We start from the raw sequence: 14,512 nt of genomic DNA, 5'->3' as shown, positions 1-14,512 counted from the left end.
TGGAAGTAAACGCATGGAAATAACACACCAGAATAAAACCCTGTCTCTTGATAGCCCCGTCGTTATGGGGATCCTCAATGTCACGCCGGATTCCTTTTCTGATGGCGGATTGTTTCAACAACAAAGCAAAGCCGTTGAGCGGGCACGACAGATGCTGGCTGATGGCGCGACGATTATCGATATTGGGGGCGAGTCGACCCGTCCTGGTGCCGCTGATGTGGCAGAGCAAGACGAAATTAATCGTGTTGTACCAGTGATAAAAGCTATCCGCGAGCGATCGGATTGCTGGATCTCGATTGATACCAGCAAAGCTGCGGTCATGCGCGCCGCTGTCGAAGCTGGCGCGAACCTGATCAATGATGTTCGCGCGCTCAGAGAGCCTGGCGCATTGACTGCCGCTGCYGATCTCCAGGTACCCGTGTGCATCATGCACATGCAGGGTCAGCCTAGAACCATGCAAGCGGCACCCGACTACACGGATGTTATCCAAGACGTAATACAATTTCTAAACCAGCGAATAGATGCTTGCCTGGATGCTGGTGTTATCAGGCAAAATATCATTTTGGATCCGGGCTATGGGTTTGGTAAAACCTTGGCACACAACTATCAGTTGCTCGCACAATTAGATCATTTCCATCACTTTGGTCTGCCGATCTTGGCGGGGATGTCGCGCAAATCTATGATTTACAAAGCGCTAGATAAAACACCTCACGACGTGCTAGGTGGCAGCATCGCTTGTGCCACGTTAGCGGCAGTGAAAGGCGCACAGATTATCCGTGTTCACGATGTTAAAGAGACGGCCGATGCGCTCAAGGTCGTGGCGTTGACGATGCAAGAAAATGAAGCACCAGGAGAATAAAAACAATGGCAGAACGTAAATACTTTGGCACAGATGGTGTGCGCGGTAAGGTGGGCGAATTTCCGATCACCCCAGAGTTTATGCTCAAACTAGGTTGGGCCGCCGGGCGCGTCTTGTCGCAACAAGGTACCCGCAAAGTGCTGATTGGTAAAGATACTCGAATATCGGGCTACATGCTTGAGTCTGCACTCGAATCAGGCTTATCCGCAGCAGGCTTAGAAGCCGCTTTCACTGGCCCTATGCCAACGCCGGCGATTGCGTATCTGACTCAAACGTTTCGCGCTGAAGCAGGGATCGTTATTTCTGCCTCACATAACCCGCATTACGACAACGGCATTAAATTCTTCTCCTCCGAGGGCACCAAACTTCCCGATGATGTTGAGCTTGCGATTGAAGCGGAACTCGAAAAAACACTTACTTGTGTCGAATCTGCCGAATTGGGCAAAGCAAGCCGCATCAACGATGCGGCCGGACGTTACATCGAATTCTGTAAAGGCACCTTCCCCAGTGCGTTAAGCCTGAGTGGCTTAAAAATTATCCTTGATTGCGCCCATGGTGCGACGTATCACATTGCCCCCTCTGTTTTTCGTGAATTAGGGGCAGACGTGCTGACCATTGGCTGTGCGCCAAACGGGACCAATATCAATGATGAAGTGGGAGCTACCGATGTACGCGCGCTGCAGCAACGCGTGTTGGAAGAAAAAGCAGACCTTGGGGTAGCCTTTGATGGTGACGGTGATCGTGTGATCATGGTTGATCACCTTGGCAATAAAATTGATGGCGACCAAATTGCCTACATCATCGCGCGCGAAAGTTTACGCCGTGGTGAGCTGAAAGGCGGCGTGGTTGGCACTTTGATGACCAACATGGGCATGGAGTTGGCATTACAATCGCTCGGGATCCCATTCGCACGTGCCAAAGTGGGTGATCGCTATGTGATGGAGCTACTCCAAGAAAAAGGCTGGCGAATTGGTGCGGAAAATTCAGGCCATGTGATTGTCTTGGATAAAGTCACCACCGGAGACGGCATTGTGGCGGCATTGCAGGTACTGGCTAGTGTTGCCGCCACGGGAATGGATTTAAAAGCGTTAAGCGATGGCATGACGTTATTGCCACAAGTACTAGAAAACGTGCGCTTTAGTGGCAGTGTCGACCCACTCCAAAGTGAGCCCGTACTGGCTGCCAAAGCCGCAGTGGAAAATAAACTGGGTGAGCAGGGGCGCGTGTTGCTGCGCAAATCAGGCACTGAGCCTTTGATTCGGGTGATGGTCGAAGGACCGGATGCTGATAACGTGAACGCCTACGCACTCGAAATTGCAGAGGCGGTGAAGGCGAACTGTTAATAATAACGGGCGGGTGGTCATAGATTGCGCAAACGACGTCGAAATCAAGGTTTTTTGTAAATTTCTCTTGTTTCATCACCGCGCTTTCGCTAGTATTCACCCGCTCCCAACAAAGGGGGCTGCGCTGGCTGAGAAGTAACACTGCCGGCTCAACAACCTGGAGCATAGGTGGAACCATGTACGAAATTCTACTTGTGATTTATCTGTTGGCCGCAATCGGTGTAATTGGCCTGGTTCTGGTTCAGCAAGGTAAAGGCGCAGATATGGGAGCCTCATTCGGGGCTGGGGCATCAAACACTGTGTTTGGCTCTGGCGGCTCTGGAAACTTTTTAACCCGAATGACAACCGGTTTTGCAATCGCGTTCTTCGCACTGAGTCTTGTGCTCGGTAACTTGACAGCGCATGACCCTAAAGCAAAAAGCGGTTTTGAAGATTTAAGCGAGCCTGCTACACAACAGCAAGCTGCGCCAAAAGAGGATGAAATCCCTGTTGATAACAGTGAGATCCCTCAGTAAGAATTGAGCCGAGGTGGTGGAATTGGTAGACACGCTATCTTGAGGGGGTAGTGCCTTTATAGGCGTGCGGGTTCAAGTCCCGCTCTCGGCACCAAGTTCACAAAGGGCAATCACTTGCACCTTTGTTGTAAAAAGCGATATAATTATCGCGAATCGGACGCGGGATGGAGCAGTTTGGTAGCTCGTCGGGCTCATAACCCGAAGGTCGGCGGTTCAAATCCGTCTCCCGCAACCAATTTTAAGTTTGTTGTTTAAATAACGGCTAAACTGAATAACGCGTCAGCGTTTGTTGTCAAAGCCACGCTGACCGGGCTAGCCACGTGCTAGCCTTTTTGCCCTCGGGGCAGCACGAAGCGGACCAATAAGCCTTTGTGTAGAGAGTTACTCTCTCGTTATTGTTGCGATGATTCCGACACCAGCAATAACGGCTATGCTAACGACTTATGTTGATGGCATAGCATCAGGGTCCAGTTACATTAAACCCCGATTTTCGGGGTTTTTTGTTATCTGAAGAAGACCATTCGGATAGTAACTGGGCTTTTAAGCCCTTTTTTTATTTCTGGGGTTTGGAATGACAGGATTAGAGAAACAACTGGCTGAACTTTTAACCGCGCCTGTTGAGGCGTTGGATTATGAGTTGGTTGGGCTTGAATTTGTTCGAGCTGGCCAGCATTCAACACTGCGTATCTTTATTGACCATGAAAATGGTATCACGGTGGACGATTGTGCCGATGTGAGCCGTCAAGTGAGCGCGGTAATGGATGTGGAAGACCCAATCACAGTGGCGTACAACCTAGAGGTGTCATCTCCAGGTGTTGATCGTCCACTGTTCACCGCTGATCACTATCAGCAATTCATCGGGCATGAAGTGAACATCGTGCTGAAAATGGCTATGCAAAACCGCCGTAAGTGGAAAGGCGAAATCCTTTCTGTCGATGGCGATACCATCACGGTTCGCGTGGACGGCCAAGATGAGGCGTTTGCCTTGAGTAACATCGCCAAAGCAAACCTGGTTCCTTCATTTTAAGAGTAAATGAGGCATTAGTAGATGAATAAAGAAATCTTGGCTGTTGTCGAAGCGGTCTCAAACGAAAAAGCCGTTCCACGAGAGCGTATTTTCGAAGCACTGGAAACCGCGCTGGCAACGGCAACCAAAAAGAAGTACGAGGCCGAAATCGATGTGCGTGTCGCCATTGATCGCAAATCCGGTGAATTCGACACCTTCCGTCGTTGGCTTGTCGTCGATGAAGTCACCCAGCCAACGCGTGAAATCACGTTGGAAGCGGCCCAATATGATGATGAAACCCTCGAACTAGGCGGGTTTGTAGAAGATCAAATTGAATCGGTTGTTTTCGACCGCATTACCACCCAAACCGCTAAGCAAGTGATCGTACAAAAAGTGCGTGAAGCTGAGCGTGCACAAGTGGTTGAGCAGTTCATGGATAACGAAGGTGAGCTTGTCACCGGTGTGGTCAAAAAAGTCAATCGCGATGTTATCATTGTCGACTTAGGAAACAACGCGGAAGCGGTTATTCAACGTGATGATCAACTCCCTCGTGAAAACTTCCGTCCTGGCGACCGAGTACGTGGTCTGTTGTATGCTGTGCGTCCTGAAGCGCGAGGCTTCCAATTGTTCATGACGCGCTCCAAGCCAGAAATGCTCAGTGAGCTATTCCGCATCGAAGTGCCAGAAATTGGCGAAGAGATGATTGAGCTGATGGGCGCTGCCCGCGATCCTGCTTCACGCGCTAAAATTGCCGTGAAAACCAACGACAAACGTATCGATCCCGTCGGTGCGTGTGTGGGGATGCGTGGTGCACGTGTACAAGCGGTATCAACTGAACTGGGTGGCGAGCGTATTGATATTGTGCTTTGGGACGATAATCCTGCCCAATTTGTGATCAATGCCATGGCGCCTGCAGACGTCGCCTCTATCATCGTCGATGAAGATACCCACTCCATGGATATTGCCGTCGAGGCTGATAACCTGGCGCAAGCGATTGGGCGTAACGGACAAAACGTGCGTTTGGCCTCTCAACTGACCGGTTGGGAACTGAACGTGATGACGGTTGAAGACCTCCAGAAAAAACACCAAGAAGAAGCACAAGCTTCGTTAGAGCTGTTTGTTAAATATCTCGATATTGACGAAGACTTTGCACAAACCTTGGTGGAAGAAGGTTTCACCACCCTTGAAGAAGTGGCCTATGTGCCAACCAGCGAAATGCTCGAAATTGACGGCTTAGACGAAGATACTGTCGACATTTTGCGCGCACGTGCGAAAGAAGCGTTGACCACCATCGCGCTCGCACAAGAAGAATCGCTGGGAGACGCTGAACCTGCCGAAGATCTGCTGGCATTAGACAGCCTTTCTCGTGAGATGGCCTTTAAACTGGCCGCGAAAGGCGTGAAGACGCTGGAAGATCTTGCTGATCAAGGCACTGACGATCTGTTAGATATTGATGGATTGGACGAAACCAGTGCAGGCGAGCTTATTATGGCAGCGCGTAATATCTGCTGGTTCAGCGACGAAGCGTAAAGACGGCAAAGGAGGAGCAGAATGTCAGAGGTTACAGTACATACACTGGCGAAGGAAATTGATACGCCGGTTGATCGTCTGCTGAAGCAGTTTAAAGAAGCTGGTATGCAAAAATCGGCGGACGATCAGGTAAGCCAAGATGAAAAACAAGCTTTGTTGACGCATTTAAAGCGTGAGCATGGTGACAACGGCAATGCTCCGACGCGTCTGACGCTTCAGCGCAAGAAACGTAGCACACTGAGCGTGTCAGGGGCTGGCGGAAAAAACAAAGATGTCCAAGTCGAAGTGCGTAAAAAGCGCACTTATGTGAAGCGTAGCGAGCTTGAAGACCAAAAGTCAGCGCAAGAAGCGGAAGAGCAAGCCCAACGCGAAGCCGAAGAAAAAGCGCGTCTAGAAGCGGAAGAGCAAGCAAAACGCGAAGCAGAAGAGAAAGCGAAACGTGAGGCCGAAGAAAAAGCCAAGCGTGAAGCACAAGAGAAAGCCAAACGCGAAGCTGAAGAAAAAGCTAAGCGTGAAGCCAAGCCGCAAGCGCAACCAAAATCTGAGCAGCCTGAAGACGACGCAGCGGATACTGCTGCCACTCGTGCTGCTGATGCGCAAGCGAAGAAAGAAGCTGATGAACTTAAGCGTCGCCAGGAAGAGGAAGCCAAGCGTAAAGCTGAAGAAGAAAGTCAGCGGCAGTTAGAAGAGGCACGCAAAATGGCAGAAGCAAATCAAGAGCGCTGGTCAGATCAAGACAAAGCGCTAAGTACCATGGAGGCGGCTGACCACCATACGGTTACCTCCGAATATGCCCGCGAAGCGGAAGACGAAGCGGATCGCCGCGAAGAAACGGCCGCGCCGCGTCGTAAGAAAAAGAAAAAAGCCACTGCAACAGAAGACAAAAACCCCCGAGGCCGTCGTGGCAAAGGTGGTAAAGGCAAAGGCCGTATGGCTAAGCCGTCTTCGATGCAGCATGGCTTTAAAAAACCTGCCCAGAAAGTAAACCGCGAAGTCGAGATCGGTGAAACCATTACGGTTGCTGAGCTCGCGAATAAAATGGCGGTGAAAGGTGCAGAAGTCATTAAAACCATGATGAAAATGGGTGCAATGGCGACCATTAACCAGGTGATTGACCAAGAAACCGCACAGCTTGTCGCGGAAGAAATGGGTCACAAAGTTATCCTGCGCAGAGAGAATGAGCTGGAAGAGGCCGTACTCTCTGATCGTGATAACGATGCACCTATGGCACCGCGTGCACCGGTTGTTACTATCATGGGTCACGTTGACCACGGTAAGACATCCTTGCTCGACTACATCCGTAAAGCACACGTTGCAACGGGTGAAGCTGGCGGTATTACTCAGCATATCGGTGCGTACCATGTACAAACTGATAACGGCATGATCACCTTCCTGGATACGCCAGGACACGCAGCGTTTACCGCGATGCGTGCACGTGGTGCGGGTGCGACGGATATCGTTGTGTTGGTGGTTGCGGCCGATGATGGTGTGATGCCACAAACCAAAGAAGCGATTCAACACGCCAAAGCCGCGGGTGTACCTTTGATTGTTGCCGTCAACAAGATGGATAAAGAAGGTGCTAACCCTGACAGCGTCAAGAATGAGCTCGCGCAGTATGATGTTATCCCAGAAGAGTGGGGCGGTGAGAACATCTTTGTTCACGTCTCTGCTAAACAGGGTGAAAACATTGATACCTTGCTCGAGTCCATCTTGTTGCAATCAGAAGTCCTTGAGCTGAAAGCGGTTGAGAAAGGCATGGCGCGTGGCGTTGTGGTTGAATCTCGTCTGGATAAAGGCCGTGGTCCTGTTGCGACTGTCTTGGTTCAAGAAGGTACCTTGAATAAAGGCGATATTGTACTTTGTGGCCTTGAATACGGTCGTGTTCGTGCGATGCGTGATGAGAACGGTCAAGACATCGAACATGCTGGTCCATCCATTCCGGTTGAGATCTTAGGTCTGTCAGGTGTCCCTGCCGCCGGTGATGAAGCTACGGTTGTACGTGACGAGAAGAAAGCCCGTGAAGTGGCACTTTATCGTCAAGGTAAATTCCGTGATGTGAAACTGGCGCGTCAGCAAAAAGCCAAACTGGAAAACATGTTCTCGAACATGGAAGAAGGTGAAGTCTCTGAGCTCAACATCGTTCTGAAAGCCGATGTACAAGGTTCGATTGAGGCAATTGCCGATTCACTGGTTAAACTGTCAACTGACGAAGTCAAAGTGAAGATTGTTGGTTCCGGCGTGGGCGGTATTACTGAAACCGACGCGGTACTGGCAGCGGCATCGAACGCGATCATTTGTGGCTTTAACGTGCGTGCCGATGCGACCGCACGTAAGACTATCGAGAATGAAAGCTTAGATCTTCGCTACTATTCTGTTATCTACACCATGATTGATGAAGTGAAACAAGCGATGAGCGGTATGCTTGCGCCTGAGTTCAAACAAGAAATCATTGGTTTGGCAGAAGTTCGCGATGTCTTTAAGTCACCAAAACTAGGCGCAATTGCCGGGTGTCAGGTGTCTGAAGGCTTGATTAAGCGTAACAACCCAATTCGTGTTCTGCGTGATAACGTGGTTATCTACGAAGGGGAGCTGGAATCACTGCGTCGCTTTAAAGATGATGTGAACGAAGTGAAGAAAGGCTACGAGTGTGGTATTGGCGTGAAGAACTACAATGATGTTCGCGTTGGTGACCAAATCGAAGTCTTTGAAACGGTTGAAATTCAGCGCTCAATTGACTAATTAAGCGTTTAAAAACAGCCAGGTCGTTTGGATACACCGTGGGGGGAGGCGCATGCGCTTACCCCCATTTTGTTGAGAGAAAAGAAAATGGGTAAAGATTTTAGCCGGACGGACCGCGTCGCCCATCAGTTGCAAAAAGAAATTGCACTGATTCTGCAGCGTGAAGTGAAAGATCCACGTATCGGTATGGTGACCGTCTCTGACGTCCAAATCTCGCGTGACCTTGCTTACGCCAAAGTCTTCGTCACCTTTTTAACCGTTGACGAACAAGCACCAACCGAGAGCCTAAAGGCACTCAATGAAGCGAGCGGATACATTCGCTCATTGGTCGGTAAGGCAATTCGTTTACGTATCACGCCGGAACTGACTTTTGTATTTGATGAGTCGCTGACTGAAGGTATTCGTATCTCGAACCTGGTGAGCAAAGCGGTGCGCAGTGATAATGAGCGCCGTGATGATGATGACAAAGGTGAGGAATAAAAGATGGCGCGTCGTCAACGTCGTCGAGGTCGCCCCGTTGATGGGATTATCCTACTCGATAAACCCACGGGCATAACCTCTAATGATGCTCTGCAGAAAGTAAAACGTATCTTTTTTGCCGAGAAAGCAGGACACACTGGAGCCTTGGATCCGCTTGCAACGGGCATGTTGCCAATTTGCCTAGGTGAAGCGACCAAGTTCTCTCAGTTTTTGCTGGATGCCGACAAACGTTATCGGGTGGTGGCAAAGTTGGGTCAGCGCACCAATACCTCAGACGCCGATGGTGAAGTGGTAGAAACCCGCGATGTAAAAGTCAATTTAGGATTGCTGGAGCGCTGTATTGCTAAGTTCCGTGGTGAAACCCAGCAGATCCCATCGATGTTCTCCGCGCTCAAATATCAAGGTAAGCCTTTGTATGAATATGCGCGTCAAGGCATTGAAGTACCGCGTGAAGCGCGTACGATTCATGTTCATCAAATTGAATTGTTGCGCTTTGAAGGTGATGAGATTGAGATGGAAGTCCATTGTTCTAAAGGCACTTACATTCGAACCATCGTCGATGATCTTGGGGAAATGCTAGGCTGTGGTGCCCACGTCACCGCACTGCGTCGCACGGGTGTTTCTGGCTATCCGACGCGCCAGATGGTGACATTAGAGCAGCTCGAAAGCTTGTTGAATGAAGCCAGAGAACAAGAGATCCAACCTAAGCAGTTGCTGGATCCTTTGTTACTCCCACTTGATACCGCGGTACAAGACTTGCGAGAAATCAACTTGTTGCCGGTAATGGCCAGCTATGCATTACAAGGCCAAGCGGTACAGGTGCCGAATGCACCTACCAGTGGCTTTGTTCGCTTAACCGCGGGCGAGGAACGTCACTTTATTGGTGTTGGTGAAATTGACGCCGATGGCTTGGTGGCGCCACGTCGTTTAGTGGCCAGTCGCCAGCCGGAAGCAGGCTAAAAAACACGCTGCCATTTGCGCGTGTTTAACGGAAAAAGCGGCGTGGATAGATTGCTACCTTAGACGAAAGTCAGTAGAATACGCGCCTTCGGGCACCGGCTGAATCAGAGATTGGCTGGTGCATGATAATCACACACTCTTATTAGGAGAGCATTATGTCTCTGACTGCAGAAGCAAAAGCACAAATCGTTGCTGATTTTGGCAAAACCGAGAACGACACGGGTTCACCGGAAGTGCAAATCGCCCTTTTGACCGCATCAATCAACGATCTGCAATCGCACTTCGCTGAGCACAAAGGTGACCACCACAGCCGCCGTGGCCTGCTACGCATGGTTTCACGTCGTCGTAAGCTGCTGGACTACCTGAAAAAGAACAGTGTTGACCGTTACTTGGACGTTATCAAGCGTCTAGGCATCCGTCGCTAAGATTCTGGAGAAAAGGGAGCTCAGGCTCCCTTTTCTTTATATAAAAAACGCGCCACCGGAGCAATCCGTGGCGCGTTTTTTGTTTGACGATGTTTTGATCTTCGCGCTACTGACGCAGTATCACTGATGCAGCGTCACTGACGAAGCGCTTTCGCCGCTGCAACCATGTTTTCTAATGCCGGGATCACCTCATCCCATTGGCGGGTTTTTAGGCCGCAATCTGGGTTCACCCACAATCTTTCTGCAGGAATACGGGCGGCGGCTTTTTCCATTAACCCAACAATTTGCGCTTGGCTTGGCGTATTGGGGGAGTGAATGTCATACACGCCAGGGCCAATGTCATTGGGATAGTCAAAGTGATCAAATGCGTCCAACAGTTCCATATCCGAGCGAGAGGTCTCTATGGTGATCACGTCGGCGTCCATATCCGCGATGGATGCGATGATATCGTTAAACTCGGAATAGCACATATGGGTGTGGATTTGCGTCTCGTCACTTACGCCGTTGGCGGCAATTTTAAACGCGTTTATTGCCCAATCGAGGTAATTTTGCCACTCACTGCGACGCAGCGGTAAACCTTCACGCAGCGCCGCTTCATCTATTTGAATGATTTGGGTGCCAGCTTTCTCAAGATCCTGCACTTCTTGGCGGATCGCCAGCGCCAGCTGGTCACAGGTCTGTGATCGTGGCTGATCATCACGCACAAATGACCAATTAAGTATGGTGACCGGTCCGGTAAGCATGCCTTTCAGCGGCTTATCAGTCAGAGATTGCGCGTACTGGGTCCATTCCACTGTCATCGCTTTCGGACGTTCAATATCACCAAACAAAATCGGCGGCTTCACGCAGCGAGAGCCATACGATTGCACCCAGCCAAACTGACTGAACACATACCCATCTAGCTGTTCGCCAAAGTACTCCACCATATCATTACGCTCAGCCTCACCATGCACTAACACATCGAGCCCTAACGCTTCTTGCTTTTCCACCGCATGGGCGATCTCTTTGCGCATAATGTCTTGATAAGTGGCGGCATCAATGTCGCCCTTTTTGTATTGCAAGCGCGTTTGGCGAATGGCACTGGTTTGTGGAAATGAGCCTATGGTGGTGGTCGGGAAGCGTGGCAGGTTGAGCTGCTCGTGTTGCAAGCGAATGCGCTCTGCAAACGGACGCTGCCGTGTCCCTAATTGTGGTGTAATCGCTGCTAATGCGGCTTGCACCTTAGGGTTGTGTACACGTGGTGATTGCTGACGGCTTTCGATTGCCTCACGGTTATTGTCCAGCGCAGGCTGAACGGTTTGACGGCCGTGATTAAGGGCGCGCGCGAGTACATCCAGCTCCTCTAGCTTTTGATGGGCAAAGGCGAGCCAGTTTTTTACTTCAGGATCGAGCTTTTGTTCGCTCGCCAAATCGACTGGCACATGAAGCAAAGAGCAAGAAGGCGCGAGCCAGAGGCGATCCCCCAGAGATTGATGAATCGGTTCGAGCCATTCTAACGTGGCATCAAGGTTAGTTTTCCAAATATTACGACCGTTGATTATACCCAGAGACAGGACGTGCTGATCGCTAAGCGTTTCACGGTATGCATCCACATCCCCTCGGCCACGAATAGCATCTAGGTGCCAGCCGTCAACGGGCAACGATTGCGCCAATGGACGATTTTCAGCTTGCTCGCCGAAGTAGCTCGCCAGCAATAACTTGACCTTGGTTTGGCTTAATGCACGATACGCGGTTTTCAGCGCCGTCTGCCATTCAGGCGCGAGCTCCGTGACCAAGATCGGTTCATCGATTTGGACCCACTCAATGCCTTTTTCTGCCAGTTTGCTCAGCAGTGTTTGATACACGGGCAAGAGCTTATCGAGCAGATCCAGTTTGTTCGATGCATCTTTTTCTTTGCCCAGCCAAAGGTAAGTCACGGGGCCGACTAAAACTGGCTTGGTGTTTATACCGGTTATTTTGGCTTCTTCTATTTGTGTCAATAGATTTTCAGCATGAAGACTAAACGTTGTTTGCGCGGTAAACTCTGGCACGATGTAGTGATAATTGGTATCGAACCATTTGGTCATCTCACCGGCATGCACGCACTGGCAAGCACTATCGTTTGCCGAGCGGCCACGAGCGACGCGGAAGTAGTTATCCAGGGTGTTATCTTGATGGTCAGCCACACGGTCAGGGACATTGCCGACTAAAAAGCTGGTGTCGAGTACATGGTCATAAAATGAAAAGTCGCCAACGGGAGCGATGTCGAGTTCACTTTGTTGTTGCCAGTGACTGCGGCGCAGATCTTTCGCAAGATCGGTTAAGTCTTGTTGGGATGATTCGCCACGCCAGTAACGCTCGAGTGCAAATTTAAGTTCGCGCTGGGCGCCGATACGTGGAAAGCCGAGATTATGAGTTTTAGCCATCTATACGTCCTCCTTTTTGATTGAATTCAGCATAGGGCTTTCTCGTTATGAACTAAAATGGCATTATTTCATCAGTCAATGAATTTTAGTCATGGAATAGACATGTTAGAACGTCACCACCTTCATATTTTGCGAGCGATCAAAGAGCAAGGGTCGCTTACCGCAGCCGCAGAGACGCTTTATCTCACCCAGTCCGCGATTAGCCATGCGATGAAAAAGCTAGAAAGCCAGCTCGGGATTAGCTTGTGGCAAAAATCCGGACGGCAGCTTCATTTCACGCGAGCGGGTGAGTACTTGCTTACGCTGTCTGAGCGTATGCTTCCTCAGTTCGAGCACGCTGAACAGCAGCTTAAACAATTTGCTCAAGGCCAGCGCGGTACATTGCGCATCGGCATGGAGTGTCACCCTTGTTATCAGTGGTTGCTTAAGGTGGTTGAGCCTTTCTTACATCAATGGCCGGATGTGGATGTTGACGTCAAACAAAAGTTCCAATTCGGTGGTTTAGGTGCATTGTTTGGCCATGAGGTTGATGTGCTCGTCACACCCGATCCCTTACTTAAACCAGGCATAGAATACGTATCCGTGTTTGATTACGAACAGGTGCTGGTGGCGAGCGGACGAAGTGCACTCGCGGCGTTTGACCATGTTGATCCTCAGCAAGTAACACAGGAAGTGCTGATTACCTACCCTGTTGATCAATCGCGTCTAGATGTCTTTACCCAGTTTTTGGCGCCGGCGCACTGTGCACCGCGCAAACACAAAACCATAGAAACAACCGATATCATGCTGCAAATGGTTGCCGCTGAGCGCGGGATCGCGGCACTCCCCAAATGGCTGGCTTTGGAATATCAACAGCGTTTAAACCTACATATTCTTCGCATGGGCAAAACAGGCATTCATAAATCGATCCATTTGGGTGTACGCGAGGGACAAAGAGATGATTACATCCAAGACTTCATCGAAAAAGCCAGTTCAACCGTAATGCATTGATGTGACTAAGAGATAAAACACTCAATCCCGTTAATAGTGACATTTAAGAGCATACTTTAAGGGCATGGTTTGAGAGCATAGTTTCGCGCCGTTTCAAACACCCACCTATACTTACGTATTGTCTCAATGTTGAGCCGTACAAAGTGCACATTTAGGAGTAAAATTACTTTCGAAGAAGTCTAATTCCTTAGATAATGCAAGTGATAGACTTTGAATGCACCTCACATTTTTTATGGATAAAGAGTCCCGGCTATGAAATCAATCTCGCTCTCTCGCAATGTAAACGTCGAAAGTATCCAAGGAAATGGTGTACTGCTTGTCAATGGCACGCCAATGACAGTGACCGAAGGTACGTCCTTTCCGTCTGGAACCGAGCTGGTTCTGCCAGATAACAGTGAGGCTGTTATTGTACTTAGCGACGGAACGTTACTCGCCGTTGAGGCTCAGGGAGAGCAGCCCGGCGCCGTGCTCGATGGATTGCCGCAAGATGTTCAAGATGAAATAGCCGAGATTCAGCAACAAATCCTTGATGGTGAAGGCGAGATCACCATTGAAGATGACCAAGCGACCGCCGCTGGTGGTGACGCTGCAGCCGGCAGTGGCTCATGGAGTTATGTCAATGTTGAGCGTGATGGAAGCGAGACCATTGCAAGCTCAGGATTTGATACTGATTCGCTTGCAACCAACGACGGGGCGATTGGTAGCGATGCAGAAGGCGGAGCGGGGCTTGCGATTGACACCACCGCTCCCGGAATCCCTGGCGTAACCATTGTTAATGATGCTAACAACGATGGCATTATTAGTGGGCAAGAGCTTGGTGATGGGATCCAGGTATTGATCGATCTGTCCGATACTGGTGCTAATCCGGGTGATGTATTAACCGTAAATGGTCAAACCTCGACGATTACCGCGCAAAATATCATAGACGGCACCGTCACCATCACACTGCCAGACACTCCTGCAGACGGAGAAACATTAACCGTAGAAGCCACCATTACCGACACCTCCGGCAACACCTCCGAGCCGGGGAGTGATCAAGCTGAGGTTGATACCAGCGCGGATGCCGGCACGGTCAGCGTGAACAACATCACCAGCGATGACGTGATCAACGCGCAAGAAGCGGGCGAGACCATCACGGTCACCGGCAGCGCGAGCGGCGGCGACATCGCCGAAGGCGATACCGTTGCGATGACCATCAACGGCGAAGACTACACCACCACCGTGGATGAAAACGGCGAGTGGAGCGTGGACGTGGCCGGC

General features: G+C 50.3%; 12 protein-coding genes and 2 tRNA genes. 13 read left to right on the top strand and 1 reads right to left on the bottom strand.

Going from position 1 to position 14,512, the window contains the following annotated elements:
* The first annotated feature begins 13 nt into the window (after window positions 1-13).
* The 11 genes from folP to rpsO all read left to right on the top strand — a co-directional run bounded on the left by folP (window position 14) and on the right by rpsO (window position 9,857).
* Window positions 14-859, top strand: a complete 846-nt coding sequence (gene folP, locus BZG81_RS08680) for a dihydropteroate synthase (protein ID WP_077461717.1) — start codon at window positions 14-16, stop codon at window positions 857-859.
* Window positions 860-864: 5 nt separating this feature from the next.
* The gene (gene glmM, locus BZG81_RS08675; protein ID WP_021023288.1) at window positions 865-2,202 is read left to right on the top strand and encodes a phosphoglucosamine mutase; all 1,338 of its coding nucleotides are present in this window, start codon (window positions 865-867) and stop codon (window positions 2,200-2,202) included.
* Between the two features lie 176 nt (window positions 2,203-2,378).
* Window positions 2,379-2,717, top strand: coding sequence for a preprotein translocase subunit SecG (gene secG / locus BZG81_RS08670; protein ID WP_021023287.1), 339 nt, complete (start codon window positions 2,379-2,381; stop codon window positions 2,715-2,717).
* A 7-nt stretch (window positions 2,718-2,724) separates the two neighbouring features.
* Window positions 2,725-2,811 (top strand) — tRNA-Leu (locus BZG81_RS08665).
* Window positions 2,812-2,875: 64 nt separating this feature from the next.
* Window positions 2,876-2,952, top strand: a tRNA-Met gene (locus BZG81_RS08660).
* Window positions 2,953-3,288: 336 nt separating this feature from the next.
* A complete protein-coding gene (gene rimP / locus BZG81_RS08655; RefSeq protein WP_021023286.1) occupies window positions 3,289-3,744 on the top strand; it encodes a ribosome maturation factor RimP in 456 nt (151 codons plus the stop codon).
* Window positions 3,745-3,765: 21 nt separating this feature from the next.
* Window positions 3,766-5,253: a transcription termination factor NusA gene (gene nusA / locus BZG81_RS08650; protein ID WP_077461715.1), complete on the top strand. Its 1,488-nt coding sequence runs from the start codon at window positions 3,766-3,768 to the stop codon at window positions 5,251-5,253.
* Window positions 5,254-5,274: 21 nt separating this feature from the next.
* On the top strand, window positions 5,275-7,992 hold the full coding sequence (gene infB, locus BZG81_RS08645) for a translation initiation factor IF-2 (protein ID WP_077661330.1): 2,718 nt from the start codon (window positions 5,275-5,277) through the stop codon (window positions 7,990-7,992).
* Between the two features lie 87 nt (window positions 7,993-8,079).
* Window positions 8,080-8,472 carry a 30S ribosome-binding factor RbfA gene (gene rbfA, locus BZG81_RS08640; RefSeq protein WP_077461713.1) on the top strand — a complete coding sequence of 131 codons (393 nt, stop codon included), beginning with the start codon at window positions 8,080-8,082 and terminating at the stop codon, window positions 8,470-8,472.
* 3 nt (window positions 8,473-8,475) lie between these two features.
* A complete protein-coding gene (truB, locus tag BZG81_RS08635) occupies window positions 8,476-9,432 on the top strand; it encodes a tRNA pseudouridine(55) synthase TruB (RefSeq protein ID WP_077461712.1) in 957 nt (318 codons plus the stop codon).
* Between the two features lie 155 nt (window positions 9,433-9,587).
* Window positions 9,588-9,857 carry a 30S ribosomal protein S15 gene (rpsO, locus tag BZG81_RS08630; RefSeq protein WP_025673889.1) on the top strand — a complete coding sequence of 90 codons (270 nt, stop codon included), beginning with the start codon at window positions 9,588-9,590 and terminating at the stop codon, window positions 9,855-9,857.
* Between the two features lie 134 nt (window positions 9,858-9,991).
* On the opposite strand, the gene metE is transcribed toward rpsO, so the two are convergent.
* Window positions 9,992-12,262 carry a 5-methyltetrahydropteroyltriglutamate--homocysteine S-methyltransferase gene (metE, locus tag BZG81_RS08625; protein ID WP_077677181.1) on the bottom strand — a complete coding sequence of 757 codons (2,271 nt, stop codon included), beginning with the start codon at window positions 12,260-12,262 and terminating at the stop codon, window positions 9,992-9,994.
* A gap of 102 nt (window positions 12,263-12,364) precedes the next feature.
* On the opposite strand from metE, the gene BZG81_RS08620 reads away from it, so the two are divergent.
* Both BZG81_RS08620 and BZG81_RS08615 read left to right on the top strand, forming a co-directional pair.
* Window positions 12,365-13,252 carry a LysR family transcriptional regulator gene (locus tag BZG81_RS08620; protein ID WP_198533640.1) on the top strand — a complete coding sequence of 296 codons (888 nt, stop codon included), beginning with the start codon at window positions 12,365-12,367 and terminating at the stop codon, window positions 13,250-13,252.
* A 252-nt stretch (window positions 13,253-13,504) separates the two neighbouring features.
* Window positions 13,505-14,512 (top strand): Ig-like domain-containing protein (locus tag BZG81_RS08615; RefSeq protein ID WP_131826432.1); only part of this gene is annotated, 1,008 nt, incomplete at its 3' end.

It is taken from the genome of Salinivibrio sp. MA607, from assembly GCF_001996245.1.
GTDB classification, from domain to species: Bacteria; Pseudomonadota; Gammaproteobacteria; order Enterobacterales; family Vibrionaceae; genus Salinivibrio; species Salinivibrio costicola.
The sequence above is the reverse complement of the archived record's forward strand: the minus strand, read 5'-3'. Positions and strand labels throughout refer to the sequence as shown.